Raw genomic sequence first — 25,616 nt, 5'->3', positions numbered from 1 at the left:
AGGCTATGCCCCGACCGGCTGGCCGTCCTTGCGGCGGATGGCGATGACCGAGGGGCGCGGCGGCTGGCCGTCCTTGAAATCGGGCCATAGGGACTGCGCCTTGTCGAGCGTTTCGGCGTCCTCCGATGGATGCTGAACCGAAAGGAACAGCGTTGTGCCATCCGGGGTGAAGCAGGGGCCGGTCGCTTCCGCGCCATGCGGGCAGGTGAACAAAAGCTTCGGCAGGCCCCGCGCCGGGCCTTCCGTGTCGATGCCATAGACGCCGTCGGGCAGGTCGAAATCGTTGGCGCCGTCGGTCGCTACCCAGAGACGGCCGGCGGGGTCGAAGGTGATGTTGTCCGGGCACACGAACCAGCCATTGTCCGATGTGTCGGAATGGAAGGTGGCGCCGACCTTGGCATCCCCGGGATTGCCGCACAGAACGAACAGGTCCCAGGTGTATTTGTCGGAGGTGTGGTCGGCGTCGCTGCCGCGGCCGCCCGGCGGGATCAGTTCGACGATGTGGCCCCAGAGGTTTTCGGGCCGCGTGTTGGCTGGATTGACCTTGGATTCCTCGCGCTTCTTGTTCTTAGTCATGACGGCGTAGACGCGGCCGGTGACCGGATTGGTCTCGATGTCCTCCGGCCGGTCCATCGGGGTCGCGCCAAGCGCATCGGCGGCCAGCCGTGTTTTCAGCAGCACCTCCGCCTGGTCGGCAAAACCGTTATCGACGGTGAGCTTGCCCTGGCCATGGATCAGCGGCAGCCATGTCATGGTGCCATCGGCATCGTAACGAGCGACCGAAAGCACGCCATCGTCCAGAAGGCCGTTGCTCGAAGCGGGGTTCGCCTTGTCATAAGCCTTGTTCGAGACGTAGCGGTACATATATTCGAAATAATCGTCGTCACCCATGTAGACGACGATGCGGCCATCCTTGTTGACGACGACCGTAGAGGCCTCGTGCGACATGCGGCCAAGGGCCGTGCGCTTCACCGGTTTGGACTTGGGGTCGTAGGGGTCGATCTCGACCACCCAGTCGAAGCGGTTGGTTTCGTTCGGTTCCTTGTCGATGTTGAAGCGGTCGTGAAAGCGACCGCGGCCGTAAATGTCGGAGCCGTCAAAGCCGTAACGGCCGAGAATGCCTGCTGTAGGGGCCTTCTTTGGATCGCCGCCGAACAGATCGGAAACGCCCTCCTCGCAGGTCAGCACCGTCCCCCATGGGGTAACGCCGCCGCTGCAATTATAGCTGGTGCCGAGCACCTTGGTGCCGGTCGCATCGGCTGAGGTCTTCATCAGCGCATGGCCAGCCACGGGGCCGGAGACGGTCATTTCGGTGTTGGCGGTGATGCGGCGGTTAAGCGGGCTATCGTCGATGGTTTGCCACTTGCCGTCCTTGAGCATGACCTCGACGATCGAATGCCCCATCGCCGCCAGCCCGAGATCGACCTGTTCCTTGCTCATCGCCTTGCCGGCGCCGTCCTCGGTCATGCCGGGGAACATCACGTTCGGCGAGATGTATTCGTTGTTGACGCAAAGCAAGCCGTGGTCGGAGTTCACAGATCCCTTGGGCAGCGGCATGAAGGCGATGTAGTCGCAATTGTAGCCGAAGCGCCTTTCCTGTTCGTCGGCCGCGATCGTATTGCCGTCGAAATCCGGCAGGCCCGCGACAAGCGGATCGCCCCAGCGTGCGACGATCGTCGTTTCATAGCCGTCGGCTGCGGCGTGGGTCTTGCCATAGACTCGGTTCAGTTCGGGAAAACCGAGGGTGGAAAGGGCGGCGGCGGCATGTGTTTCGCCGGCAAACAACGAGCCGACAAAGCCGCCGCCGGCGACCAGGGCGCCAGATGCGAGGCTGCCCTTCAGGAGAGTACGGCGCGAAACGCGCTCGGCGATGACATCGCGAATGACGGGGGAGGATGAGGACGGGGAATCGGCCATGTGTCTGCCTCTCGAGGTGGATGTGACGGCGCAAAGCTGCCTATCCAGCTTCGGCAACATCCAGATGACATGAGAGAAAGCTCGCCTCGCGGCGAGGGCCGTCACCAGGACGGGCTATTGGCTGCCGCCCCTGGTGCAGGTCGAGGCGGTGAAGGCCCCGTCCGGCTGCTTCATGATGATATCGAAGGAGGGCGGGTTCTGGCCATCCAGGGTTGCCTGGGTCAGGGACAGGGAATTGCCACCGGTGGTGTAGCCGCCGAGCGGTCCCAACCAGGAGATCACACCGTTTGCGTCCATCTGGTAGTTATAGCCCTGTTGGACGGCGCCGAAGGTGACAGGGCCGGTGTAGACATTTCCCTTGATGGTGATGACGCCCAGGTTGAGGAACATGCCGAGCAGATAAACTTCGCAGTGATAGGTGCCGTCGGGCATCCTGCCGCCGCTGAAGTCGGCCCGCGCGGCTCCGGTTCCCACCGCCAGAAGTAATATTCCGATGAATATGCGTGAAATGCTGGATGCCATGACGTTGCCTGTCTGAAGTCGAGCTTGCCCCATTTTCGCGTCGGGCCGCAACATTTGTCAGCGGTGATCCGTTCACAAAGGTCAAAATATAGGCATCAGATAAATTTGAGCTAAAATTAGGCAATTTGCCTTGTGCGCTGCGCAAATTTCCCTCACTCAAATTTTTTCGGCTCTCTTTGTTTTGTTTGGTCTGATGTAATAAGCGGCTGACAATGTTTGGCTATTTCGCTTTTTCGGACATCCCATTCGCGGTTGGCATGTAGGTTGCATCGCGTTGTTTCAGTGCAATCAACCAGCTTGGGAGTGTTCAGCATGAGGGGTAGTTTCTCGACAATAACAAAAATGTTTTCGGCGAGCGTGGTGGCCGCTGGCCTGTTGATGTCGGTTCCCGCCAGGGCCGCCGACGACACGATCAAGGTCGGCATCCTCCATTCGCTGTCAGGGACAATGGCGATTTCGGAGACGACGCTGAAGGACGCCATGCTGATGCTCATCGACGAGCAGAACGCCAAGGGTGGCCTGCTCGGCAAAAAACTTGAGGCCGTCGTCGTCGATCCGGCTTCCAACTGGCCACTGTTCGCCGAGAAGGCGCGTGAGCTGATTTCCAAGGACAAGGTGGCGGCGGTGTTCGGCTGCTGGACCTCGGTGTCGCGCAAATCGGTGCTGCCAGTGTTCTCCGAGCTCGACAACATCCTGTTCTACCCCGTCCAGTATGAAGGCGAGGAGAGCGAGCGCAACGTGTTCTACACCGGCGCCGCACCGAACCAGCAGGCCATTCCAGCCGTCGACTATCTGATGAGCGAGGATGGCGGCTTGGTGAAGCGCTGGGTGCTCGAAGGCACCGACTATGTCTACCCACGCACCACCAACAAGATTCTCGAAGCCTATCTGAAGGCCAAGGGCGTCGCGGCGGAAGACATCATGGTCAACTACACGCCGTTCGGCTTCTCCGATTGGCAGACCGAGGTCTCGGCGATCAAGAAGTTCGGTTCGGCCGGCAAGAAGACGGCCGTCGTTTCGACCGTCAACGGCGACGCCAACGTGCCGTTCTACAAGGAGCTCGGCAACCAGGGCATCAAGGCGGAGGACATCCCCGTCATGGCGTTCTCGGTCGGCGAGGAAGAACTGGCCGGTCTCGACACTGCGCCGCTGGTCGGCCATCTCGCGGCCTGGAACTACTTCGAGAGCGTCGACACGCCCGAGAACAAGAAGTTCATCGCCGACTGGCACAAGTTCATCAAGAGCGACAGGCGCACCACCAACGACCCGATGGAAGCCCATTATATCGGCTTCAACATGTGGGTGAAGGCAGTCGAAAAGGCCGGTACCACCGATCCTGACAAGGTTATCGACGCCATGGTCGGCGTATCGGTGCCGAACCTGACCGGCGGCTATTCGACCATGATGCCGAACCACCACATCACCAAGCCGGTGCTGATCGGCGAAATCCAGGCCGACGGGCAGTTCGAGACGGTGTCGCGCACACCTGGCCTGGTGATGGGCGATGAATGGTCCGATTACCTCCCTGACTCCAAGGACCTGATTTCCGATTGGCGCGCGCCCTTGTCCTGCGGCAACTTCAATGTCGCCACAGGCAAGTGCGGCGGCAAGGGCACGAACTGATCCTCCCGGTCTGTCGGGTCGCGGAGTGGTCCGCGACCCGAGACCGCAGCCCGGGCGGACTTATTCCTCCAGTCCGTCCGGGCGCAACATCAACCCTTGGGATTGACCCTATTCCGATGACCGCGATGCGCATGATTGGCCTGACGCTGTTGTTGCTGCTGACGATATTTTCGCCGTCGCATGCCGACGAAGCCGATCTGCGCGCCACCATCGCCAAATTCGCCACGGCCAAAGGTTTTTCGGAGACGGGCGCCGTCGTCCATGAACTGGCGGCCACCGCCGACCCGGTAGTCGCACGGCCGCTTGCCGCGCTTGCCGACGGTAGTCTTTACATCCGCAAGGCCGACTCCCTGGTGTTCACCGGCAAGGAAACCGCCGGAAGTATCGAGCTTTTCGATCCGCTGAGCGGCGACGCGTCAGGTGAGGCCGGCAAGGACGACATCACCAAGATCAAGGTCAACAACACGCTTCGCCGTGTGATCCGTGACGCCTTGGGCACGCTGACGCTCGGCGCCAAGAATCCGGCCGTGCGCCTGGCCGCCGCCGGCACCATGTTCAAGACACCTGACGCAGCCAATATCGAGCCACTCGACACGGCGATCGCCAATGAGACCGTTGCCAGCGTCAAGGCGCTGTTCGAACAGGCCCGCGCCGCATCGGTTCTTGTCTCCGACCGCCCGGATGCCGACAAGCTGGCGGCTATCGCGCTGATCGGCGCGCGCGGTGACCTCGACCCGGTGTCGTTGCTGACCTCGGTGGATGCAAATGCCTCGGAAGCGGTCAGGCAAGCGGCGACGGCGGCGATCGCCAACATCAATTCGACGCTTGCATTGTGGGATGCCGCCCAGAACATCTGGTACGGCATTTCGATGGGCTCGGTGTTGCTGCTCGCCGCGATCGGGCTCGCCATCACCTTCGGCGTCATGGGCGTCATCAACATGGCGCATGGCGAGATGGTGATGCTCGGCGCCTACACCACCTTCGTCGTCCAGCAAGTGATCCGCACATCCTTTCCCGGACTGTTCGACTGGTCGCTGGTGATCGCGCTGCCGCTTGCCTTTTTGGTCGCCGCTCTCGTCGGCCTCGCCATCGAGCGCGGCGTCATCCGCTTCCTCTATGGCCGACCGCTGGAGACGCTGCTGGCGACGTGGGGCGTGTCGCTTATCCTGCAGCAGGCCGTGCGTTCGATCTTCGGGCCGACAAACCAGGAGGTCGGCAACCCCTCCTGGATGTCGGGCTCGTTCGATTTTGGACAACTGGCCATCACCTGGAACCGCCTGTGGATTCTGGTTTTCGCGCTCAGCGTCTTCGCCGTGCTGTTCTACGTGATGAAGCGCACGCCCTGGGGCCTGCAGATGCGCGCCGTCACCGCCAACCGGCGCATGGCCGCTTCCATGGGCATCAGGACGCCATGGGTCGACGCGCTGACCTTTGCGCTCGGCTCAGGCATCGCCGGCATCGCAGGCGTGGCCCTCAGCCAGATCGACAACGTCTCGCCCAATCTCGGCCGCGGCTACATCATCGACAGTTTCATGGTCGTTGTCTTCGGCGGCGTCGGCAATCTGTGGGGCACCCTGGTCGGCGCTTTTTCGCTGGGCATCGTCAACAAGGTGCTCGAACCCTATGCCGGCGCCGTGCTCGGCAAGATCGTCGTGCTGGTGCTGATCATCCTGTTCATCCAGAAGCGCCCGCGCGGGCTGTTCGCCCTCAAGGGCAGGGCGGTGGAAGCATGATGTCAGGACGCTTCTTCGCCGCGGGCGCCGAGCGACGCATCGCCATCACCATTTTCGTCCTGCTGGCGGTGGCCGCCATCGTGCCACTGCTCAACCTTGCCGTTTTTCCGGCGAGCGCCTTCTATATTCCGTCCTACATCGTCGCGCTGACAGGCAAGTATCTTTGCTACGCGCTGCTGGCGCTCTCGCTCGACCTGGTCTGGGGGTATTGCGGCATCCTTTCGCTCGGCCACGGCGCCTTCTTCGCGCTCGGCGGCTATGCGATGGGCATGTATCTGATGCGCCAGATCGGCTCGCGCGGCGTCTATGGCAACCCTGTCCTGCCTGATTTCATGGTGTTCCTGAATTACAAGGAATTGCCGTGGTTCTGGACCGGTTTCGATCATTTCTGGTTCGCCGCCCTCATGGTATTGGCGGTGCCCGGCCTGCTCGCCTTCATCTTCGGCTGGTTCGCTTTCCGCAGCCGCGTCACCGGCGTCTATCTCTCCATCATCACCCAGGCGATGACATACGCGTTGCTGCTCGCCTTCTTCCGAAACGACATGGGGTTTGGCGGTAACAACGGCCTGACCGACTTCAAGGACATCCTGGGCTTCAACGTGCAAGCCGACGCCACGCGCTCGGCGTTGTTCGCGGCCAGCGCCGTGATCCTGGCGCTCGCCATCTACATCACCTGGGCGATCGTCGGCTCCAAATACGGCAAGCTCCTGATGGCCGTGCGCGACGCCGAGAGCCGCACGCGTTTCCTCGGCTGGCGGGCGGAGAATGTAAAACTGTTCGCCTTCACCGTATCGGCTGTCATGGCCGGCATTGCTGGCGCGCTCTACGTGCCGCAGGTCGGCATCATCAATCCCGGCGAGTTCGAACCGTCCAATTCGATCGAGGTGGTGATTTGGGCCGCCGTCGGCGGGCGCGGCACCATCGTCGGACCGATCATCGGCGCGCTGCTGGTCAATGCCGGCAAATCCTGGTTCACCGGCGTCCTGCCCGAACTGTGGCTGTTCGCGCTCGGCGGTCTGTTCGTCGCGGTTACGCTGCTGTTGCCCAAGGGCATTATCGGCATGTGGGACTCCTGGCGCAGCGATGCGAAGGCGTTGCGCGCGGCATCCATCGCCAAGGAAGCCGGAGTCGAGGCTGGAGTCGCGCTGGCGACCTCGAAGCTCGCCCGCTCGCCGGCCAGGAATCCAGGCGAATGGTCCTGGTCCGACCCCGAGCCGCAGGCGGCGGAGTAACCATGAGCAAATCGAACACAATTCTCTACCTGGACGGCGTCTCGGTCTCCTTCGACGGTTTTCGCGCCATCAACAGCCTGTCGCTGGTGCTCGACAAGGGCGAGATGCGCGCCATCATCGGCCCCAACGGAGCCGGCAAGACGACAATGATGGACATCGTCACCGGCAAGACACGGCCCGATGAAGGTGAAGTCTTCTTCGACGGCCGGGTGGACCTGACCAGACATGACGAGGCTGAAATCGCCATGATGGGCATCGGCCGCAAATTCCAGAAGCCGACCGTCTTCGAAAGCCACACGATCGAGGAAAACCTGATGCTGGCCCTGAAAGGGCCGCGCTCGATCTTCCCGGCGCTGTTTCATCGCCGCTCAGCGGCCGAGACGCGGCGGATCGACGACATCCTCGGCGTCATCCGGCTCGGTGATAAACGCGACGTGCTCGCCGCCAATCTCAGCCACGGGCAAAAGCAGTGGCTGGAGATCGGGATGCTGCTGGCGCAGGACCCAAAGCTGCTTCTGGTCGACGAGCCGGTGGCCGGAATGACCGACGCCGAGACCGAGGAGACCGCGCGGCTGCTCAAGGATATCGCGCGCGACCATTCGGTCATCGTCGTCGAGCACGACATGCATTTCGTGCGCGAACTCGGCGTCAAGGTTACCTGCCTGCATGAGGGTTCGGTGCTCTCCGAAGGCACACTCGATTTCGTGTCGGCCGACGAGCGCGTCGTGGAAGTGTATCTGGGGAGATGAACATGCATTGGCGGGTTCCATTCCATCGCTTCGATCTGTCGTTTCTCCGATTCTGGAAACGGCGCTGACATGCTCGAAGTCTCCGATGCCACGCTTCACTACGGCGCCGCCCAGGCGCTGCGCGGCGTGTCGCTGAAGGTAGGCGCCGGCAAGATCACTTGCGTGCTCGGCCGCAACGGCGTCGGCAAGACCAGTTTGATGAGATCGATCGTCGGCCATCACCGGCTGACGAGCGGAAGCGTTGCCTTCGAGGGGAAGGCGCTCGACCGGAGCGCGGCGTATGACCGCGCCCGGTCGGGCATCGCATTCGTACCGCAGGGCAGGGAGATTTTTCCGCTGCTCAGCGTACGGGAGAATCTCGAATCCGGGTTTGCGCCGCTCAAGCGCGCCGACCGCGACGTGCCGGCCCATGTCTTCGAACTCTTTCCGGTGCTGAAGCAGATGCTCGGCCGCCGCGGCGGCGATCTTTCCGGTGGCCAGCAGCAGCAATTGGCGATCGGCCGCGCGCTGGTGATGCGGCCGAAGCTTTTGGTGCTGGATGAGCCGACGGAGGGCATCCAGCCGTCAATCATCAAGGACATCGGCCGGGCCATCCGCTACCTGCGCGACCAGGCCGGCATCGCGGTGCTGCTGGTTGAACAGTATCTCGACTTCTGCCGCGAACTCGCCGACGAGGTCAACATCATGGATCGTGGCCGGATCGTCCACACCGGCCCGGCGGAGGATCTGGACCGGGCTGATGTTCGCAAATTCCTGACGGTCTAGAATCAGCATTGTTCTTCAGGTGACGGTCCAAAGTCCCTGGCAAGTTCGATATTTCTACCTTCGAGCCGTCCGCATCTCTGGCGCGGCATGGGCTGCATGCTAGTCTTTTCTTGGCTTTTGTGAGTCGGCCGCTTCCGTATCAGTCTGGTTGTCGCAGATCGAGGGGCGGCGAAGGCCGCGCAAGTTCCACGCAAGCAAGGCTTCCTAGCCTCCTGTGATCTGATTGTCGTTCAACGCGTTTGGGCACACAGGCTAAGGGACGGCCATGCAACGTTTCGTCGAAGATTACCAGAAGAGGCGGCTTACAGAGCGTGTCGACATCATCGCCGCCATTAACATCCTGAGGTCACAGGGCTGCGACTACGACGATCTGATCGAGGAGATCACCAAGGTCTTCTATGTCGACCTCGACGCCTTCAATGAAATCGTGATGGCGGCATAAGGGCCGCTTTCGCCCGCCCAACAATCACAGGCTCAATATCGATCCGCGCGGTCAACTCGCGCGTCGGAATGGAGAGGCGGTCACGCGGTTGCGGCCGCCACGCTTGGCATCATAGAGCGCCTTGTCGGCGGCGCTGAGCACCTTGTCGAGGCTGAGGCCTTCCTTGCTGCCAAACGCAAAACCAGCGCTAACGGTGCATGTAAGCAAGCCGGTTTCGGTTTCTATCAGGCGCGTCGCGAAAGCGGTCCGGATGCGCTCCGCCACTTCCTGCACCGTTTCCGGCAGCGTGCGCTTCAACACCAGTGCGAATTCCTCGCCGCCCATGCGCGCGGCGACGTCGGTCTGGCGAAGATTGCCGGCGAGTTCGCTGGCGAACACTTTCAGCACCTCGTCGCCCGCCGCGTGGCCGAACTCGTCGTTGATGGCCTTGAAGTTGTCGAGGTCGAAGACGACCACCGCGGTAAAGGCGCCGACCGGGGCATTGCCATGTATGTCGAACAGAGCGCGCCGGTTGAGCAGGCCTGTCAGCGGATCGGTCAGGGCATTGCGGCGGTGGTGCCTGGCCAGACGACCCTGGTTGAGAGCAAGCGAGAGCGCGCCAATACCCGTCATGCTGGCGATAACCACGACGAGGCTCAATTCCTCGGCCCAGTTGCTCGGCGCATGGCCCAGGACCAGTTTTCCATCCCAGCCAAGCACCATGGCGCACAGCGCGAAGGAGGCGGCGGTGGCCGAATAGAGCGCGGTGATGCCGATCGTCAGGGCAGGGGCCTCGTCGCGGCCCCTCCAGTATTCGAAGGCCGTCGCGAACAGGAGCAGGGCGGCGAACATGTTCTCGAACATGAAGCCGAGGCCATCATAGCCCAGAGCCATGGGAGGCAGCGCCACCGCCAGCGAAAGGCAGCCAAACATCATTCGCCGCAGCGGCGAGCCGCCTGTCCTGAACTGGTAGGCAGCACCCAGCATGACTGAGAAACCAATCAACAGGAACGCCAGCGCGGCGATCCCGAGCAGGCGCCCAGGCATGTCGATATAAGCGTCATAGGCAAAAATATCGCCGACCACGAACACCAGGCTGATCGCCCATGTCAGCAGGAACCGCTCCGTGCGCGCGGTCAACCACATGCCGAACAATGTCAGGCTCAGGCAGGCGGCGGAGAACCCGACAGCCAGCAGAAGTGAAGTGTAGTCGAGCGACATGCCCCTCTTTTCCTGCCGGCGGCGGTTCCAGTTCTGCGGCTTGGCGTCCGCGCATTCATGCAGCAAGGAAGTGTCGAGAAGGTTACGATCGTGGCGAAGATGCCACGAAGTGGGCGCCCGCCTGCGCGCAAAACGCATAGGCGGCGCGCTTATGGCGTGCAGCCGGATACCGGCTGACGCTCGTCAGCCGGTCACACGCTTCATCAGCGCCATGGCCCCGAACGGTGCGCGCACCTTGCCCTCGGTGATGAAGTAGACAAACACGTCGCGTGGCTGCACCGGCGCGTCGGTTGCGGGATCGGCGCGCCGCAGATCGGCCGGCTGCTTGCCTTCCGCCCAAGTCTTTGCCCGCGCCGCCCATTCGTCGAGACCCTTTGGCGTGTAGCAATCGGGATTGTCGTCGCTGCCGGTCTGCAGCCTCGCATAGACGAAATCGCCGGTGATGTCGGCGATATCGGGGTATTTGGCATGATCGGCGTAGACGATCGCCGCCTTGTATTTGCGCGCCAGCGCGGGAAATTCCGGGACAATGAAACTGTCGTTGCGCACTTCAAGCGCATGGCGCAGCGCGACACCGTCCTGCTTCTCCGGCAGCAGTTTCAGAAAGGCTTCGAAATCGTCCGGGTCGAACTTTTTCGTCGGCGCGAACTGCCACAGGATCGGTCCCAGTTTTTCGCCGAGCGCGGCGACGCCCGAGCCAAGGAAGCGCATCATCGATTCGCCGGCTTCGCCGAGTACGCGCCGGTTGGTGACGAAGCGATTGCCTTTCAGCGAATAGACGAAACCGTCCGGCGCTTCGCTGGCCCATTTGATGAAGGTCGGCTCCTTGAAACTGGAATAATAGGTGCCGTTGACCTCGATGCTGGGCACCTGACGGCTGGCATATTGCAACTGTTTCGCCTTCGACAACTTGTCCGGATAGAAGGACGTGTCCCAGGGCTCGAAGGTCCAGCCGCCCATGCCGGCGCGGATTGTTCCCGATTTGCTCATTGTCGTCCTCCCAGGTGCAGAAGTCGGTTCCGAAAGATCAGGCTGTCTCACCGACCGGCTTGGCCATGTCGACGAGCACCCATCCTGGTCGGTAAGGATTGGGCCGGCGACCCGTTTCGCGATAACCGTAAGCGAGATAGAGCGCGATGTTTCGCTCCATTTTCGCATTGGTATAGAGCCGCACCTCCGGCAAGCCCCAAAGGCGGGCCTGTTCATCCGCGTGCTTGAGCAGCGTGATGCCGAAGCCCTTGCCTTGGAAGGCAGGTGACACCGCGACGGAGAAGATCATCGCGTGGTCGGCGTGGCGTTCCAGCGTGATTACCCCGGCGAGCTCGCCGGCGCGCTCCAGCAGCCAGACCTCGCCCCGGGCGATGCGCGGCGCGTAGTCTTCGGTAACCGGGATCGGCGGCGCATCGAGTATGGCGTCATAGGGGGCATAGGCTGCTTTCGTCAACGCGACGATCGCGGCAAGATCATCACGGCGGGCGAGCCTCATGATTGATCCATTCCAGCAGCAGAGGCGATCACCTTTTCCATGCCGGCGGCAATCGCCGCGACTGCGGCGCGGCTGGCCTCGCCCAGGCTATGGCGCCCGGCGATCCAATTCGCATCATTGTAGGAGAGCCACACCTTGCCTTGCTCATCCTCCCAGGCCAGCGCCTTGACCGGCAGATCGATGCCGGCGAGCTGCCTGTCCTGCATCAGTGGTGTGCCACCCTTGGGATTGCCGAAAATCAACAGTTCGGTGGGGCGAAGCGCGGCGTCGACATCGCGCGCGCCGGCTGCGTGATCGATGCGCGCGAACTCAAGCAGTCCCGCACGCTTTATCGCTTCCGCCAGGCGGTTGATGGTTTCGGTCACGCCAAACTGGCTCTGGACCGTGATGAGACCATCCCCAGTCATCACTCCGCCGCTTCGCGTTTGCCTCCGGGGCGCCGCTCCAGAAGTTCCTTCAAGAACTGGCCGGTGTAGCTGCGCTTTTCGCGCACGATCGCTTCCGGCGTGCCGGAGGCGACCAGTTCGCCACCGCCGTCGCCGCCTTCGGGACCGAGGTCGAGCACCCAGTCGGCGGTCTTGATCACTTCGAGATTGTGCTCGATGACCACCACGGTGTTGCCCTGGTCGACCAGTTCATGCAGGACTTCCAGGAGTTTGGCGACGTCGTGGAAGTGCAGGCCGGTGGTCGGCTCGTCGAGAATGTAGAGCGTCTTGCCGGTCGCCTTGCGCGACAGTTCCTTGGCGAGCTTGATGCGTTGCGCCTCGCCGCCGGAGAGCGTCGTCGCCTGCTGGCCGATATGGATGTAGCCGAGGCCGACCTGTTTCAGCGTGTCGAGCTTGTCGCGCACGCCGGGCACCGCGGCGAAGAAATCGACGCCTTCCTCGACGGTCATGTCGAGCACGTCGGCGATCGACTTGCCCTTGAACAGCACGTCGAGCGTCTCTCTGTTGTAGCGCTTGCCGTGGCAGACATCGCAGGTGACATAGACGTCGGGCAGGAAGTGCATCTCGATCTTGATGACACCGTCGCCCTGGCAGGCCTCGCAGCGGCCGCCCTTGACGTTGAACGAAAAACGGCCCGGCTGGTAGCCGCGCGCCTTGGCTTCAGGCAGGCCTGCGAACCAGTCACGGATCGGCGTGAAGGCGCCGGTATAGGTAGCGGGGTTCGACCGCGGCGTGCGGCCGATCGGCGACTGGTCGATGTCGATGACCTTGTCGAGGAATTCGAGGCCTTCGATGCGGTCATGTTCGGCCGGATGCTCGCGCGATCCCATGATGCGGCGCGAGGCCGCCTTGAACAGCGTCTCGATCAGGAAGGTCGACTTGCCACCGCCCGACACGCCGGTGACGGCGGTGAAGGTGCCGAGCGGGATTTCGGCGGTGACGTTCTTCAGATTGTTGCCACGCGCGCCGACAATTTTCAGCCGACGGTTCTTCTTGGCCTCGCGGCGCACGGCCGGCGTTGCCACTTCGAGTTCACCCGACAGATATTTGCCGGTGATCGAATTGGGGTTCGCCATCACCTGCTGCGGCGTGCCCTGGGCGATGATCTCGCCGCCATGGATGCCGGCGGCCGGGCCCATGTCGACGACATAGTCGGCGTGCAGGATGGCATCCTCGTCGTGCTCGACGACGATCACCGTGTTGCCGATGTCGCGCAAATGCTTCAGCGTATCGAGCAGGCGCGTGTTGTCGCGCTGGTGCAGGCCGATCGATGGCTCGTCCAGCACGTAAAGCACGCCGGTGAGGCCGGAACCGATCTGCGAGGCCAGCCGTATGCGCTGGCTTTCGCCACCCGATAGCGTGCCGGAATTACGCGACAGCGTCAGGTAGTCGAGACCGACATCGTTGAGGAAGCGCAGCCGCTCGCGGATCTCCTTCAGCACGCGCACCGCGATCTCGTTCTGCTTGTCATTGAGCTTTGCGGGCAGGTCGGTGAACCAGTGATCGGCGTTGCGGATCGATTGCTCGGTGACTTCGCCAATATGCTTACCGGCGATCTTCACCGCCAGGGCTTCCGGCTTCAGACGGTAGCCCTTGCAGACCGGGCAGGGCGTTGCCGACATGAAACGTTCGATCTCCTCGCGCATCCAGGCGGACTCGGTCTCTTTCCAGCGCCGCTCAAGATTGGGGATCACGCCTTCGAAGGTTTTGGTGGTCTTATAGGAGCGCAGGCCGTCATCGTACTGGAAGGTGACTTCGCGCTCGCCGGTGCCACGCAGGATCGCCTCCTGGGCCTCGGCGCTCAAATCCTTGAACTTGTCGCCGAGCTTGAAGTTGTAGGCCTTGCCCAATGCCTCGAGGGTCTGCACGTAATAGGGCGAAGTCGACTTCGCCCATGGGCTGACCGCGCCGTCGCGCAACGACACATTCTCATCCGGCACCACGAGATTGGGATCGATGGCGCGCTGGCTGCCGAGACCGTCGCAGGTCGGGCAGGCGCCGAACGGGTTGTTGAACGAGAACAATCTCGGCTCGATCTCGGGAATGGTGAAGCCGGATACCGGGCAGGCGAATTTTTCGGAGAACAGGATGCGTTCATGCGTCTCATTCTTCGATTTGTTGACCGAATCCTCGCCGGTCTGGCTGGCGTCGAGCGGCCTGTCGGCGAACTCGGCCACCGCCAGCCCCTCGGCGAGTTTCAGCGCCGTTTCGATGGAGTCGGCAAGCCTCGTGGCGAGATCGCCGCGCACGACGATGCGGTCGACGACGACATCGATGTCGTGCTTGTACTTTTTGTCCAGGGCCGGAACGTCGGCGATTTCGTAGAAGACACCGTCGACCTTGACGCGCTGAAAGCCCTTCTTCTGCAGTTCCAGCAATTCCTTGCGGTACTCGCCCTTGCGGCCACGCACAATCGGCGCCAGCAGGAACAGGCGTGTGCCCTCCTCGACCGCCAGCACGCGGTCGACCATCTGGCTTACGGTCTGGCTCTCGATGGGCAGGCCGGTGGCCGGCGAATAGGGCACGCCGACACGGGCGAACAAAAGCCGCATGTAGTCGTAGATTTCAGTGACGGTGCCGACCGTTGAACGCGGATTCTTCGACGTGGTCTTCTGCTCGATGGAGATGGCGGGCGACAGGCCGTCGATCTGGTCGACGTCGGGCTTCTGCATCATTTCGAGGAATTGCCGCGCATAGGCCGAAAGGCTCTCGACATAGCGGCGCTGGCCTTCGGCATAGATGGTGTCGAAGGCGAGCGACGATTTGCCGGAGCCCGACAGGCCGGTCATGACGATCAGGCTGTCACGCGGCAGGTCGAGATCGACATTCTTCAGATTGTGTTCGCGCGCCCCGCGAATGGAAAGGAATTTATGGTCGGCCATCGCCGGTCGCCGCCTCAGATCTGGAATTCGTGGGATTGGCGGGTTTTCCCGACCATCCCCTATGTAGGTTTTTTTGCCGCCACGTCGAGAGACGCCACAACTCCCGACAGAAGTCGTTTAACCGCCTTTCGTGCGAACGGGCAAGCGGAAAGAACAAAGGCCGAACACGCTCCTGACAAAGCTGTGCGGAAACTGACCTGCACGTAACCTCCGCGCGATCACATTTTTCCGTAACCGGCTATTGATGGTTGACGCGGCCGGCTCACGGGGGCAGTCTCGGGACGTCAACGAAGCCGGCTGTCTTTCGATGGCCTCGCCACCCAGAGGTGGCCTGCGAGACGCCGCAGGCATTTGCGATTTGCGCTTCGGGACGAGATGTCGCAACGGACAGAGGAGCGGAGCATGACGCCACCGGACAGTCCCTTGAGGCTCCACGTGTCGCTGGAGCCGCGGCAGGCATAAGTGTCAAGGGTTTAGCGTTTGCGCCACCCGACAAACCGTGACCTGCCGTAACCCACCAAAAATCAGAGACTGCTAGTCGGATCGTCGGCTGAAAGCCGCGAAGCATCCGAAATCTAACGCCGGCAGTACACTCCCGGCAAAAGATTGGACTATAGATCCAGGAAAGCCCCGGCCGTTTGCCAAGAGCACGGCGGGGCTGTTCTCTTTTTGAGCGGGGAGTTGGCAACGCTCCGGGCCTTTTGGAGGCCTCATCCCACTACCTATCTGGCCACTACTTATCTGGGAGGCTTGATCGCGCCGGCGCCGATATCGACGGTGATGCTGCCGGAAATCCTGACATCCGTATCGCCGATCTTGAATTGACCATTGCCGTTGCCGGGGAACGCGTCGTCGGGCTCCGGCTGTGGGGCTGACTTGGCAATGCGATAGTCGCCGCTGACGCCGGGCAGGGCGCTTTTCTGCGCCGATGGCGAGGCATTCTCGGCAAACGCCGTACTGGATACAAAACCTGTGATGGCGAGCACCGTAGCGATGATGGCGCGATGCGATACTCTGGGCGGATGCGTGTCAGTCATCCCGGGACTATAGGGGCGTACCGCCATCGGAACCAGACCGGTATCGTCAAATCTTCGACAGGCGGCTGGCTTTTGGTCTGATCAAGCCGCTTTTTTGCGGGTGCCGAAGACATGGTCGACGATGCCCCAGGCCTGGGCTTCGCGGGCGGTCATGAAATGGTCGCGGTCCAGCGTGCGTTCGACCTCTTCATAGGTGCGGCCGCAATGCTGGGCGTAGAGTTCGGTCATGTGGCGCTTGGTCTGGCCGATGCGCTCGGCATGGCGCTGGATGTCGGAAGCCTGGCCCTGGAAGCCGCCCAGCGGCTGATGTAGCAGGATGGTGGCGTTCGGCAGTGCGATGCGGCGCCCCACCGTGCCTGCCATCAGCAGGAATGAGCCCATCGAAGCGGCAAAGCCCATGCACACGGTCGATACCGGACAGCTGATATATTGCATCGTGTCGTAGATGGCGAAGCCGCTGGTCACCACGCCGCCCGGCGAGTTGATATAGAGCGAGATCTCCTTGTCGGGATTGTCGGATTCCAGCGACAGGAGCTGTGCGCAGACCAGCGCCGAGACGTCGTCATTGATCTCGCCGTTGATGAAAATGATGCGCTCGCGGAGCAGCCGCGAGAAAATGTCGAAGGCACGTTCGCCGCGGCTCGATTGCTCGATCACCATCGGCACCAGACTGGCAAGGCCGCTCATTTCTCTTCTCCGATTTCCGTGTTCAGGCCGCGCGCAGCAGCAGGCATGGCGTGTTCGCGGCGATGGGCTTTCCGGCCCCACGCAACCCGAGCGAAAGCTGGCAGCGGGCGCCCGCCACGGCAATAGCGGGCATTGCCGTGCGGGCAAAACCGTCATGGACAATGCGCAGATGCGTGCCGCCGGAAATCGTGCGGGCGAGCGTGAAGGTGACGACGCTGTCGAGCGGATCCTGGCGCGCGGCATCCCCCGGCTGCTCCCGCCAGGAATAGCGCAAGAGGCGTTCGGGTTCGGCTTCAAGGATTTCGCATTCGATCGCCGCCTCAGTTCCGGCGAAGGCAAAACGGCTACCGGTCTGCGGCCTGATGTCGTTCGGCATCATCCAGGCTGCGAGCAGTTCCGGCACGGTCAGCGCCCGCCACACTTTTTCCGGGGGTTCGGCAAGATCGTATTCGAACTCGATCGCATCCGGGACGACTTCGCTTTGATTTTTGGCGTTCATCGATCCTATGTCCTTCACTGATCCGGATCTTTCACTGATCCATGTCCTTCAAAACCGTCTTCAGCCTTTCGATGCGCTCCGGCCAGAAGGTCCGGTAGCGTTCGATCCAGGAGAGCAGGGGGGCAAGCCCCTGCGGATCGGCACGATAATAGGCGTTGCGGCCGGCCCGCCGCTCTACCACCAGGCCGGCGCCGCGAAGGACCGCCAGATGCTGCGAGACGGCAGGCTGCGACACTGTCAGGCCGCTGCGCAGTTCCGAGACGCTCATCTCGCTTGTCGCCAGACGCTCGAAGACGGCGCGTCGCGTCGGGTCGGCCAGTGCGCGGAAAATTTCTGCTTCGATCATGGCAAAAGCATAAGTCGATACTTATCGATTTGGCAAGCGCTGTTTTGAGCCCCATATGATGGCCTCAACCATTGCTGCCATTCCTTGACAATCAGCAGCAGTGCATATAGGAACGAAAAGGGAACAAAAACCTTGTGGGAAAAGCCAGCCTTGGCAGGCGGCTGACCTCGGTAGCCTGTAAGGTGCTGCGACAAAAATTTGTTTCGGATGAGCGCGGAGAAGTATCATGGCGGGTAGCGTCAACAAGGTCATTCTGGTCGGCAATCTCGGCGCGGACCCTGAAGTCCGGCGCCTCAACTCGGGCGAGCCGGTCGTCAACATCCGCATCGCCACGTCGGAGAGCTGGCGCGACAAGAATTCCGGCGAGCGCAAGGAAAAGACCGAGTGGCACAATGTCGTCATCTTCAACGACCAGCTCGCCAAGGTGGCGGAGCAGTATCTGAAGAAGGGCATGAAGGTCTATGTCGAGGGCCAGCTGCAGACCCGCAAATGGCAGGACCAGACCGGCAATGACAAGTACACGACGGAAGTCGTGCTGCAGAAGTTCCGCGGCGAGCTGCAGATGCTCGATGCACGCGGCCAGGGTGAGGGCGGCCAGGTCGGCGGCTATTCCGGCGGCGGCAGCAGCCGTGGCTCCGATTTCGGCCAGTCCGGCCCGAACGAGAGTTTCAACCGTGGCGGCGGTGCGCCGAGGGGCGGTGGTGGCGGCTCGTCACGCGAGCTGGACGACGAAATCCCGTTCTGATCGACAGCAATACCGAACGGCTGACGTCACGTGATCGATACCCCGAAGGCCCTGCATGGACTTTCGGGGTTTTGCATTGTTGATTTGGCCTGAGCAGGCGCGATCAAGGACTGAAAGGACAGAGCGGTGAAAGCACGGGTAAAATGGGTCGAGGAGCGCACCTTCGTCGGTGAGTCCGGCAGCGGCCACAAGGTCGTGTTGGGCACAGCCTCCGGCCCTGATGGCAAGACGCCGGGGCCAAGCCCGATGGAGCTGGTGCTGATCGGCACTGGCGGCTGCTCTGCCTATGATGTCGTCCATATCCTGGAAAAAGGCCGCGAGGCGGTCGAGGACTGTGTGGTCGAACTCGATGCCGACCGGGCCGAGACTGACCCAAAAGTGTTCACGCGCATCCATATGCACTTCATCGTCAAGGGCAGGGCGCTCTCGACCGACAAGGTCAAGCGGGCGATCGACCTGTCGATCGAGAAGTACTGCTCGGCTTCCGCGATGATGGCCAAGACGGCCACGATCACCCACGATTTCGAGGTCATCGATACCGCGGCGAAATAGACCGACAGGCGCGCCTGTCGCGGATTATCCCACCATCAGCGCCTTGATGCCGTCGGCGACGAACTGCACAGCGAGTGCGGCGAGAATGACGCCGAGCAGGCGGGTCAGGATCGAGCGGCCGGTCTGGCCAAGAATGCGGTCGATGCGTTCCGACAAGACGAACACCAGATAGGTGATGACGAGGCACGCGAAGATGATGCCGACCAGTGCCGCCTGCGCGGCAAAGCCCTGAAACGAGCCTGAAAGCAGCACCGTCGCCGAAATCGCGCCGGGGCCGGCGATCAGCGGGATCGCCAGCGGGAAGGCGGCGATGTTGTGGATCATGTCCTTGGTGATGGCGACGTCGCCGATCTTCTCCTTGCGGTCCTGCCGACGCTCGAACACCATTTCGAAGGCGATGAAGAACAGGAGAAAACCGCCGGCGACGCGGAATGCTGGAAGCGTGATGCCGAACACCGAAAGGATCGAGGCGCCGGCGATGGCGAACAGCGCCATCACTAGGAAGCCGATGACCGAAGCGCGCACGGAGACCTGCTGGCGCTCATCGCGGTTCATGCCGCGTGTCACGGCGAGGAATAGCGGCGCCAGCCCGGGCGGATCGATGGTCACGAGAATGGTGACGAAGGCATTGAACAGGCTGTCGAAACTCGGCATCGCTGACCCCTCCCGCCGGGCCGGGCCCACGCTCCGATATTGGTAGAGCAAAGCCCGGTCGGTGGGAACTGCCAGGGCCGCGAAACTATGGTTCTCGACGGATTAGCCGGGAATGCCGCAATGGGCCTCGAGGCGATAGCCGTCCGGGTCCACGACAAAGGCGGCGTAGTAGTTTTCGCCATAATCGGGGCGCAGGCCCGGCGCGCCGTTGTCGCTGCCGCCCTCACGCAAGGCGCCGGAATGGAAGAGATCGACGCTGTCCCGCGTCGGTGCGGCGAAGCAGAAGTGCAGCCCGGATTTTTCGTCCGCCGGCACCGGATGTGCCGCCTCGTTCACCCACAGCGCGACGCTCTGGGCGCCGTAGCCGAGCGAACCGGGTGACTGGTTGAGGCAGGTATAGCCGAGCGGCTTTAACGCAGCGTCGTAGAAGCGCTTCGAGGCGTTGGCGTCGCGGACACCGATCGAGATATGGTCGAACATAGTTTTCTCCATCGTTACAAGGGTGCTGCGTCAGGGTGTTGTTGCTCGGCGCGCCAGGAACTCGACCTCCATCCGCCATGTCGCGCCATTGTCGTGCGAGCGCTCGCCGAGCCAGCGGAAGCTCTCTTTCATGATGCGTGAAAAGCTCCAGCGCACCGAGGCGCCGGTGCCGTCGGCGCCGACCTGCACGATCGTGTCGCCCTCGGCGCGGCCAAGCTGGCGGCTGAAATACTGGTTGCGCGGATCGCTCCAGAAGATATGCCAGGTGTCGGCGCCGTGATCATAGACGCGCAGCGTCGTGCCATAGAAGGTCCACTTGCCGAGCGACGGCGACGGGCCGGCGTCGCGCGCCGGCAGGATCCAGACATCCTGGATGGCGCGGCCTTCCAGCACCCAGCCGAAATGCACCTCGCCGCGGCCAGTCAGCACGGTGCCATCCTCGAGGCGACGCGAGGCGTCGAAAGTCCAGGCGCCGACGAAGCGACCGTAGAGGTTCAGTTTCTCGGCAAGTCCGTCGATCGGTCCGGCACTGTGCAGGGCTTCGGCAAAGGAGGATGGGACGAACATGGCTGCGGCCTCTTCTTGTCAGGAGATCGGAAGGAGTAGGCGCTGACGGGGTTCTGGGCTTGGGAAAAATTGCTATATTTCGGCCGTGACAGCGACCACCCGCACCATCGCATCCGGATCCGGCTGGCACGTGGCGGACGTGATCTGCACGGCCGGCGCCGGCGATCGGCCGTTCGAGGAGGCACATCAGGATTTCTGCATCGCGGCGGTCACCGGCGGCGCGTTCCGTTACCGCGCGCAACAGGGCACCGCGATGCTGGCGCCGGGGAGCCTCCTGCTCGGCAATTCCGGCACATGCTATGAATGCGGGCACGAGCATGGCAGTGGCGACCGCTGCCTCTCGTTCCATTTCAGGCCGGCTTACATGGAACGGATTGTGGCTGGCGTGCCTGGTGGCAGGGGGCTGACCTTCGAGGCTCCGCGCCTGCCGCCTTTGCCGGCCCTGGCGCCGTTGTTGGCCGAGGCGGAAGCCGCGCGTGAAATAGCCGACACGGACGCTTTCGAGGAACTCTCCCTGCGCATTGCCGCCGCCGCCGTGGCCACGGTTTCCGGCGCCACGCCTGTCCGGCGCGCGCCGAGCCGCCGCGATCAGAAACGGGTGGCCGAAGCCGTGCGGCGGATCGAACTGGATGCCGACGGGCCGGTCTCGCTGTCGGCACTGGCGGATGAAACGGCGACCAGCCCGTACCATTTCCTGCGCATCTTCCGGCAGGTCGCCGGCATGACGCCCTACCAGTTCCTGCTCAGGACCCGGCTGCAAAGGGCGGCGGTGCGGTTGCGCCTGTCAAATGACGCGATCTCGGCGATCGCCTTCGACGCCGGCTTCAACGACCTGTCGACCTTCAACCGCCGTTTTCGACGCGTCATGGGCGAGACGCCAGGTAATTATCGGGCCCGCCGGCCAAGCGGGTGAGACGGGTTCAGTCCGTCGTAGGCCCGCACCAGCCTGGCAGGTAGCTCGCGTCCTTGCTCTTGGCGAGCGCTAGGGCTTCCCTCATCACCTTGTCGAAATTCTTCGTGACCACGTCCCGGTCGATGCGCCGGCGCAGGAAATCCGCCCACAGGAATTCGCTGAACGGGGTCGTGTCCTTGGCAAAGCCACCTTGCCGGCGCAGTTCGCCCGCCATGCTCCGGTATGGGTCGTCGACGAGTTCGGCCATGGTCTTGGGAATGGCGTCGTAGGGTTGACGCTTGCCGTTCTCGTCGAACGGATGCATCCAGCCCCTGTTATCGAGCACGACGAAGAAGGCGTCCTTGTCGAGCGCCGACAGGTCGCTGATCACCGTGACCAGCACATCCCTGACACCTTCCTCGAGCAAGGCGCGGGCGAGGTGATGATGGTCCGTGACATAATTGCGCTTCTTCGGCCCCAGCACGACGGGAATCATGTGGCTGCCGAGAAAGGTCCCGGTCTTTCTGGCGCTCTGCGAGCGGATCATCTGGCGCTTCAAGGCGACCTCGCGCATGCCGACCGTGATCTGCGTCGGCCGCAATTCCTCGACGGGGACCGGGGTGACGATGGGTTCTCGTTGGACAATCATCGCGTTTATCCTGTTACGCTGCTGCGGTTTCCCCGGACCAAGTGATTTGATGGCGTCGTCGACGGCGCGTCCAGCCGCTCATCGCTCGCAGAGGCAGCCACCGGGTCCAATTCATTGCGCTCGCGGCTTTCGTTCGGGGAAATTGGTCCATTGCCGGCTTTTGCCTTGCTGGCGGCGAAAAGCACCGTGGCCATATCGTCGCAATCAGCGGTATCCTTTTGAAATTACCACCAAAAATGACACTGGAAAAGTGCCGCGAACGTTGGAGTTTCGGCCTGGCTTCCTATATAAGCAGCAAGTGATTCCTGAATAGATTGTGATCCGATTTGACCGACCAAAAGACACCGCGCGGCGCCGACGGCGGCCCCACCGGCATCGAGCCGATCTCCATCATCGAGGAGATGCAGAGCTCCTATCTCTCTTACGCGATGAGCGTGATCGTCAGCCGCGCGCTTCCCGATGTGCGCGACGGCCTGAAGCCGGTGCACCGCCGTATCCTCTATGCCGCCCATGAGAGCGGCTACCACTGGAACCGCAAATATGTGAAGTCCGCGCGTCCCGTCGCCGACGTGATGGGTAAATACCATCCGCATGGCGATGCCTCGATCTATGACGCCTTGGTGCGCATGGCGCAGGACTGGTCGCTGCGCGTGCCTCTGATCGACGGGCAAGGCAATTTCGGTTCGATCGACGGCGATCCGCCGGCGGCCATGCGTTATACCGAATCGCGGCTGACCAAGGTCGCGCATGAGTTGCTGGAGGATATCGACAAGGACACCGTCGACTTCCAGGACACTTATGATGCCTCGGACACCGAGCCGAAGGTTCTGCCGGCGCGCTTTCCCAATCTGCTGGTCAACGGCTCCGGCGGCATCGCCGTCGGCATGGCCACCAACATCCCCCCGCACAATCTCGGTGAGGTCTGCAACGCCGCCATTGCCGTCATCGACAATCCGGCGATCGACCTGCCGGCGCTGATGGAGATCATTCCAGGTCCCGATTTCCCGACCGGTGGCATCGTGCTTGGCCGTTCCGGTATCTACAGCGCCTATTCGACCGGCCGCGGCTCCATTGTCATGCGCGGCAAAGTCAACATCGAACAGCGCGGCAATGACCGTGAATCGATCATCATCACCGAGGTTCCCTATCAGGTGAACAAGGCCTCGATGATCGAGAAGATGGCCGAGCTCGTGCGCGACAAGCGCATCGAGGGCATTTCCGACATCCGCGACGAGAGCGACCGCCAGGGCTACCGGGTCGTCGTCGAGCTGAAGCGCGATGCCGTTGCCGATGTCATCCTCAACCAGCTTTACCGTTTCACGCCGCTGCAGACCTCGTTCGGCGCCAACATGGTGGCGCTGAACGGCGGCAAGCCGGAACTGCTGACGCTGACCGATATGCTGAAGGCGTTCGTCACCTTCCGCGAGGAGGTGATTACACGGCGGACGAAATTCCTGCTGCGCAAGGCGCGCGACCGCGCCCATGTGCTGGTTGGCCTGGCGATTGCCGTCGCCAACATCGACGAGGTCATCAAGCTGATCCGTACCGCGCCGGATCCGCAGACGGCGCGCGAACAGTTGATGGAGCGGCGCTGGCCGGCCGGCGACGTCGAATCGCTGATCCTTCTGATCGACGATCCCCGCCACCGCATCAACGAGGACGGCACCTACAATCTTTCCGAGGAACAGGCACGCGCCATCCTCGAACTGCGCCTGCAGCGCCTGACCGCGCTTGGCCGCGACGAAATCGCCGACGAATTGAACACGATCGGCGCCGAAATCATCGACTATCTCGACATCCTGTCGTCGCGGGCGCGCGTCCAGCAGATCGTCAAGGACGAGCTCGCCGCCGTGCGCGACGAGTTCGGCACGCCACGCCGCACCGAGCTCACCGACGGCGGCGCCGACATGGAAGACGAGGACCTGATCCAGCGCGAGGACATGGTCGTGACGGTGAGCCATTCCGGCTACATCAAGCGCGTGCCGCTGTCGCTCTACCGGGCGCAACGCCGGGGCGGCAAAGGCCGCTCCGGCATGTCGACCAAGGAAGAGGATTTCGTCACCAGGCTGTTCGTGGCCAATACGCACACGCCGGTGCTGTTCTTCTCCTCGCGCGGCATCGTCTACAAGGAAAAAGTCTGGCGGCTGCCGATCGGCAATCCGCAGTCACGCGGCAAGGCGTTGATCAACATGCTGCCGCTCGAGCAGGGCGAGCGCATCACCACCATCATGCCGTTGCCCGAGGACGAGACGAGCTGGGGCAAACTCGACGTGATGTTCGCCACCACGCGCGGCACGGTGCGCCGCAACAAGCTTTCCGACTTCATCCAGGTCAACCGCAATGGCAAGATCGCCATGAAGCTGGAGGAGGAGGGCGACGAAATCCTCGGCGTCGAGACATGTACCGATAATGACGACGTACTCCTGACCGCGAGCTCCGGCCAGTGCATCCGCTTCTCGGTTGGCGATGTGCGCGTATTCCAGAGCCGCAACTCTGTCGGCGTGCGCGGCATAGCCATGGCCGATACCGACCGCGTCATTTCGATGGCTGTCATCGAGCATGTCGATGCGCCGCCGGCCGAACGCGCCGCCTACCTCAAGCGGGTGGCGGCCGAACGGCGGTTGGCTGCCGGTATACCGGGCGAAGAAGAAGAAATCGCGCTGACCAATGAAGAGGTCGACGAGGAAGCGGAGCTGTCCGACGAACGCTACGAATTCCTCAAGGCGCATGAGCAGTTCGTGCTGACGGTCACGGAATACGGTTACGGCAAGCGCTCCTCGTCCTACGATTTCCGGCTGACCGGCCGCGGCGGCAAGGGCATCCGCGTCACGGACGTCTCGAAAACGGCCGAAATCGGCAGGCTGGTGGCGACCTTCCCGGTCGGCAATGACGACCAGATCATGCTGGTGTCGGATGGCGGCACCGTCATCCGGGTGCCGGTGAACGGCATCCGTTTCGCCAGCCGGGCCACCAAGGGGGTGACCATCTTCAATACCGCCGAAGGTGAAAAGGTGGTTTCGGTCGAGCGCATTTCCGAGCCGCAATCGGATGAGGAGAGCGAAGAGACCGTTGAGGGCGGCGCCGAAACGACTCCTGCGGCGGACACCGGCCCGGAGATTGCCGAGTAAGTCCGGCCGCGGGTCTTTAAACACGGCAACGCCGGCCAATCAGCCGGCGCGGTAGCAAGCTCAGACTGACTTGGTTCAGGCTGACTTAGTGGTGGCGATACGGCTTGCGGAGGCCGAAGCCTTCAAAACGTTTCGTGGTGGCCTTGACGCGGGCGCGTTGCGCCTCCTGATGCAGCCCGAATACTGTGGCGATCAGCATGGCAACGGTCATTGCGGTGGCGAGCATGTAGATCAGCATGTGCGTGTTCTCCTGCGCCTTACCAACGGATAGATGGGGTTTTGGTTTCATCCTATTAAGGTGCAACCTAGAGCGTCGGGCGAATAGGGTGAATCGTTGGGATTCCCTTTTCGACTGAAGTCTGATTCCTATGGATGCGGAGGTG

The 25,616-nt window shown here is 62.3% G+C and carries 26 protein-coding genes; 10 read left to right on the top strand and 16 right to left on the bottom strand.

Annotated elements, in window-relative coordinates:
* Positions 1-3 precede the first annotated feature (3 nt).
* Both FJ548_RS23025 and FJ548_RS23020 read right to left on the bottom strand, forming a co-directional pair.
* Positions 4-1,917: a PhoX family phosphatase gene (locus FJ548_RS23025; protein ID WP_140779041.1), complete on the bottom strand. Its 1,914-nt coding sequence runs from the start codon at positions 1,915-1,917 to the stop codon at positions 4-6.
* Positions 1,918-2,031: 114 nt separating this feature from the next.
* On the bottom strand, positions 2,032-2,439 hold the full coding sequence (locus FJ548_RS23020) for a hypothetical protein (RefSeq protein WP_140607068.1): 408 nt from the start codon (positions 2,437-2,439) through the stop codon (positions 2,032-2,034).
* Positions 2,440-2,751: 312 nt separating this feature from the next.
* On the opposite strand from FJ548_RS23020, the gene urtA reads away from it, so the two are divergent.
* The 6 genes from urtA (at position 2,752) to FJ548_RS22990 (ending at position 8,983) form a co-directional block, all read left to right on the top strand.
* Positions 2,752-4,062, top strand: coding sequence for an urea ABC transporter substrate-binding protein (gene urtA / locus FJ548_RS23015; protein WP_140607067.1), 1,311 nt, complete (start codon positions 2,752-2,754; stop codon positions 4,060-4,062).
* A gap of 116 nt (positions 4,063-4,178) precedes the next feature.
* The gene (urtB, locus tag FJ548_RS23010) at positions 4,179-5,795 is read left to right on the top strand and encodes an urea ABC transporter permease subunit UrtB (RefSeq protein WP_140779040.1); all 1,617 of its coding nucleotides are present in this window, start codon (positions 4,179-4,181) and stop codon (positions 5,793-5,795) included.
* On the top strand, positions 5,792-7,027 hold the full coding sequence (gene urtC / locus FJ548_RS23005; RefSeq protein WP_140607065.1) for an urea ABC transporter permease subunit UrtC: 1,236 nt from the start codon (positions 5,792-5,794) through the stop codon (positions 7,025-7,027). Before urtB ends, urtC begins: the two co-directional genes overlap by 4 nt.
* Positions 7,028-7,029: 2 nt before the next feature.
* On the top strand, positions 7,030-7,776 hold the full coding sequence (gene urtD / locus FJ548_RS23000; protein ID WP_140607064.1) for an urea ABC transporter ATP-binding protein UrtD: 747 nt from the start codon (positions 7,030-7,032) through the stop codon (positions 7,774-7,776).
* Between the two features lie 69 nt (positions 7,777-7,845).
* The gene (gene urtE, locus FJ548_RS22995) at positions 7,846-8,541 is read left to right on the top strand and encodes an urea ABC transporter ATP-binding subunit UrtE (RefSeq protein WP_140607063.1); all 696 of its coding nucleotides are present in this window, start codon (positions 7,846-7,848) and stop codon (positions 8,539-8,541) included.
* Between the two features lie 265 nt (positions 8,542-8,806).
* The gene (locus FJ548_RS22990; protein WP_140607062.1) at positions 8,807-8,983 is read left to right on the top strand and encodes a hypothetical protein; all 177 of its coding nucleotides are present in this window, start codon (positions 8,807-8,809) and stop codon (positions 8,981-8,983) included.
* A 51-nt stretch (positions 8,984-9,034) separates the two neighbouring features.
* Here FJ548_RS22990 and FJ548_RS22985 read toward each other — a convergent pair whose 3' ends face one another.
* From FJ548_RS22985 to FJ548_RS22945, 9 genes are all read right to left on the bottom strand, one after another.
* Entirely contained in the window at positions 9,035-10,183 is a 1,149-nt protein-coding gene (locus tag FJ548_RS22985) for a GGDEF domain-containing protein (RefSeq protein WP_140607061.1), read from the bottom strand.
* Between the two features lie 183 nt (positions 10,184-10,366).
* Positions 10,367-11,173, bottom strand: a complete 807-nt coding sequence (locus tag FJ548_RS22980; protein WP_140607060.1) for a DUF72 domain-containing protein — start codon at positions 11,171-11,173, stop codon at positions 10,367-10,369.
* A 37-nt stretch (positions 11,174-11,210) separates the two neighbouring features.
* Positions 11,211-11,669 carry a GNAT family N-acetyltransferase gene (locus tag FJ548_RS22975; protein ID WP_140760048.1) on the bottom strand — a complete coding sequence of 153 codons (459 nt, stop codon included), beginning with the start codon at positions 11,667-11,669 and terminating at the stop codon, positions 11,211-11,213.
* On the bottom strand, positions 11,666-12,076 hold the full coding sequence (locus tag FJ548_RS22970; RefSeq protein ID WP_181168878.1) for a DUF302 domain-containing protein: 411 nt from the start codon (positions 12,074-12,076) through the stop codon (positions 11,666-11,668). The genes FJ548_RS22975 and FJ548_RS22970 overlap by 4 nt, the downstream gene beginning before the upstream one ends.
* Positions 12,076-14,997, bottom strand: a complete 2,922-nt coding sequence (uvrA, locus tag FJ548_RS22965; RefSeq protein ID WP_140779039.1) for an excinuclease ABC subunit UvrA — start codon at positions 14,995-14,997, stop codon at positions 12,076-12,078. Before uvrA ends, FJ548_RS22970 begins: the two co-directional genes overlap by 1 nt.
* A 737-nt stretch (positions 14,998-15,734) precedes the next feature.
* Positions 15,735-16,034 carry a hypothetical protein gene (locus tag FJ548_RS22960; protein WP_140779038.1) on the bottom strand — a complete coding sequence of 100 codons (300 nt, stop codon included), beginning with the start codon at positions 16,032-16,034 and terminating at the stop codon, positions 15,735-15,737.
* A gap of 81 nt (positions 16,035-16,115) precedes the next feature.
* On the bottom strand, positions 16,116-16,721 hold the full coding sequence (locus tag FJ548_RS22955) for an ATP-dependent Clp protease proteolytic subunit (RefSeq protein ID WP_140607055.1): 606 nt from the start codon (positions 16,719-16,721) through the stop codon (positions 16,116-16,118).
* 22 nt (positions 16,722-16,743) lie between these two features.
* Entirely contained in the window at positions 16,744-17,220 is a 477-nt protein-coding gene (locus FJ548_RS22950) for an SRPBCC domain-containing protein (protein ID WP_140779037.1), read from the bottom strand.
* 31 nt (positions 17,221-17,251) lie between these two features.
* Positions 17,252-17,566: a metalloregulator ArsR/SmtB family transcription factor gene (locus FJ548_RS22945; protein WP_015317709.1), complete on the bottom strand. Its 315-nt coding sequence runs from the start codon at positions 17,564-17,566 to the stop codon at positions 17,252-17,254.
* Between the two features lie 226 nt (positions 17,567-17,792).
* Here FJ548_RS22945 and ssb point away from each other — a divergent pair, with 226 nt between their 5' ends.
* Together ssb and FJ548_RS22935 are read left to right on the top strand one after the other, a co-directional pair.
* Positions 17,793-18,311 (top strand): single-stranded DNA-binding protein, encoded by a 519-nt coding sequence (ssb, locus tag FJ548_RS22940; protein ID WP_140760056.1) that lies wholly within the window; start codon positions 17,793-17,795, stop codon positions 18,309-18,311.
* 126 nt (positions 18,312-18,437) lie between these two features.
* A complete protein-coding gene (locus FJ548_RS22935; protein ID WP_140779036.1) occupies positions 18,438-18,863 on the top strand; it encodes an OsmC family protein in 426 nt (141 codons plus the stop codon).
* Positions 18,864-18,887: 24 nt separating this feature from the next.
* On the opposite strand, the gene FJ548_RS22930 is transcribed toward FJ548_RS22935, so the two are convergent.
* The 3 genes from FJ548_RS22930 to FJ548_RS22920 form a co-directional block, all read right to left on the bottom strand.
* Positions 18,888-19,517: a MarC family protein gene (locus FJ548_RS22930; protein ID WP_137931086.1), complete on the bottom strand. Its 630-nt coding sequence runs from the start codon at positions 19,515-19,517 to the stop codon at positions 18,888-18,890.
* Positions 19,518-19,619: 102 nt separating this feature from the next.
* Positions 19,620-19,997, bottom strand: coding sequence for a VOC family protein (locus tag FJ548_RS22925; protein WP_140779035.1), 378 nt, complete (start codon positions 19,995-19,997; stop codon positions 19,620-19,622).
* Between the two features lie 30 nt (positions 19,998-20,027).
* Positions 20,028-20,564 (bottom strand): hypothetical protein, encoded by a 537-nt coding sequence (locus tag FJ548_RS22920; RefSeq protein ID WP_140779034.1) that lies wholly within the window; start codon positions 20,562-20,564, stop codon positions 20,028-20,030.
* A gap of 85 nt (positions 20,565-20,649) precedes the next feature.
* Between FJ548_RS22920 and FJ548_RS22915 the strand changes: the two genes are divergently transcribed.
* Positions 20,650-21,477, top strand: a complete 828-nt coding sequence (locus tag FJ548_RS22915; protein WP_140779033.1) for an AraC family transcriptional regulator — start codon at positions 20,650-20,652, stop codon at positions 21,475-21,477.
* Positions 21,478-21,484: 7 nt separating this feature from the next.
* Here the strand turns inward: FJ548_RS22915 and FJ548_RS22910 are convergent, their stop codons facing one another.
* Positions 21,485-22,105: a ParB-like protein gene (locus tag FJ548_RS22910; protein WP_140779032.1), complete on the bottom strand. Its 621-nt coding sequence runs from the start codon at positions 22,103-22,105 to the stop codon at positions 21,485-21,487.
* A 326-nt stretch (positions 22,106-22,431) separates the two neighbouring features.
* Between FJ548_RS22910 and gyrA the strand changes: the two genes are divergently transcribed.
* Positions 22,432-25,233: a DNA gyrase subunit A gene (gyrA, locus tag FJ548_RS22905; protein ID WP_140779031.1), complete on the top strand. Its 2,802-nt coding sequence runs from the start codon at positions 22,432-22,434 to the stop codon at positions 25,231-25,233.
* An 85-nt stretch (positions 25,234-25,318) separates the two neighbouring features.
* Here gyrA and FJ548_RS22900 read toward each other — a convergent pair whose 3' ends face one another.
* Positions 25,319-25,471 carry a hypothetical protein gene (locus FJ548_RS22900; RefSeq protein ID WP_140607045.1) on the bottom strand — a complete coding sequence of 51 codons (153 nt, stop codon included), beginning with the start codon at positions 25,469-25,471 and terminating at the stop codon, positions 25,319-25,321.
* Between the last annotated feature and the right edge of the window lie 145 nt (positions 25,472-25,616).

Origin of the sequence: Mesorhizobium sp. B2-4-17 (assembly GCF_006441275.1) — a bacterium.
GTDB lineage: Bacteria > Pseudomonadota > Alphaproteobacteria > Rhizobiales > Rhizobiaceae > Mesorhizobium.
This window is presented reverse-complemented; position numbering and strand designations above follow the sequence as displayed.

Bases quoted from the DNA above. Each gene is read 5' to 3' on its own strand.
- FJ548_RS23025 (WP_140779041.1), bottom strand. From the start codon at position 1,917: ATGGCCGATTCCCCGTCCTCATCCTCCCCCGTCATTCGCGATGTCATC.
- FJ548_RS22925 (WP_140779035.1), bottom strand. From the start codon at position 19,997: ATGTTCGACCATATCTCGATCGGTGTCCGCGACGCCAACGCCTCGAAG.
- FJ548_RS22900 (WP_140607045.1), bottom strand. From the start codon at position 25,471: ATGCTGATCTACATGCTCGCCACCGCAATGACCGTTGCCATGCTGATC.
- urtB (WP_140779040.1), top strand. From the start codon at position 4,179: ATGACCGCGATGCGCATGATTGGCCTGACGCTGTTGTTGCTGCTGACG.
- FJ548_RS22920 (WP_140779034.1), bottom strand. From the start codon at position 20,564: ATGTTCGTCCCATCCTCCTTTGCCGAAGCCCTGCACAGTGCCGGACCG.
- urtD (WP_140607064.1), top strand. From the start codon at position 7,030: ATGAGCAAATCGAACACAATTCTCTACCTGGACGGCGTCTCGGTCTCC.
- ssb (WP_140760056.1), top strand. From the start codon at position 17,793: ATGGCGGGTAGCGTCAACAAGGTCATTCTGGTCGGCAATCTCGGCGCG.
- uvrA (WP_140779039.1), bottom strand. From the start codon at position 14,997: ATGGCCGACCATAAATTCCTTTCCATTCGCGGGGCGCGCGAACACAAT.
- FJ548_RS22970 (WP_181168878.1), bottom strand. From the start codon at position 12,076: ATGACTGGGGATGGTCTCATCACGGTCCAGAGCCAGTTTGGCGTGACC.
- FJ548_RS22945 (WP_015317709.1), bottom strand. From the start codon at position 17,566: ATGATCGAAGCAGAAATTTTCCGCGCACTGGCCGACCCGACGCGACGC.
- FJ548_RS22975 (WP_140760048.1), bottom strand. From the start codon at position 11,669: ATGAGGCTCGCCCGCCGTGATGATCTTGCCGCGATCGTCGCGTTGACG.
- FJ548_RS22990 (WP_140607062.1), top strand. From the start codon at position 8,807: ATGCAACGTTTCGTCGAAGATTACCAGAAGAGGCGGCTTACAGAGCGT.
- urtE (WP_140607063.1), top strand. From the start codon at position 7,846: ATGCTCGAAGTCTCCGATGCCACGCTTCACTACGGCGCCGCCCAGGCG.
- urtC (WP_140607065.1), top strand. From the start codon at position 5,792: ATGATGTCAGGACGCTTCTTCGCCGCGGGCGCCGAGCGACGCATCGCC.
- urtA (WP_140607067.1), top strand. From the start codon at position 2,752: ATGAGGGGTAGTTTCTCGACAATAACAAAAATGTTTTCGGCGAGCGTG.
- FJ548_RS22980 (WP_140607060.1), bottom strand. From the start codon at position 11,173: ATGAGCAAATCGGGAACAATCCGCGCCGGCATGGGCGGCTGGACCTTC.
- FJ548_RS22910 (WP_140779032.1), bottom strand. From the start codon at position 22,105: ATGATTGTCCAACGAGAACCCATCGTCACCCCGGTCCCCGTCGAGGAA.
- FJ548_RS22960 (WP_140779038.1), bottom strand. From the start codon at position 16,034: ATGACTGACACGCATCCGCCCAGAGTATCGCATCGCGCCATCATCGCT.
- FJ548_RS23020 (WP_140607068.1), bottom strand. From the start codon at position 2,439: ATGGCATCCAGCATTTCACGCATATTCATCGGAATATTACTTCTGGCG.
- FJ548_RS22985 (WP_140607061.1), bottom strand. From the start codon at position 10,183: ATGTCGCTCGACTACACTTCACTTCTGCTGGCTGTCGGGTTCTCCGCC.
- FJ548_RS22955 (WP_140607055.1), bottom strand. From the start codon at position 16,721: ATGAGCGGCCTTGCCAGTCTGGTGCCGATGGTGATCGAGCAATCGAGC.
- FJ548_RS22950 (WP_140779037.1), bottom strand. From the start codon at position 17,220: ATGAACGCCAAAAATCAAAGCGAAGTCGTCCCGGATGCGATCGAGTTC.
- FJ548_RS22930 (WP_137931086.1), bottom strand. From the start codon at position 19,517: ATGCCGAGTTTCGACAGCCTGTTCAATGCCTTCGTCACCATTCTCGTG.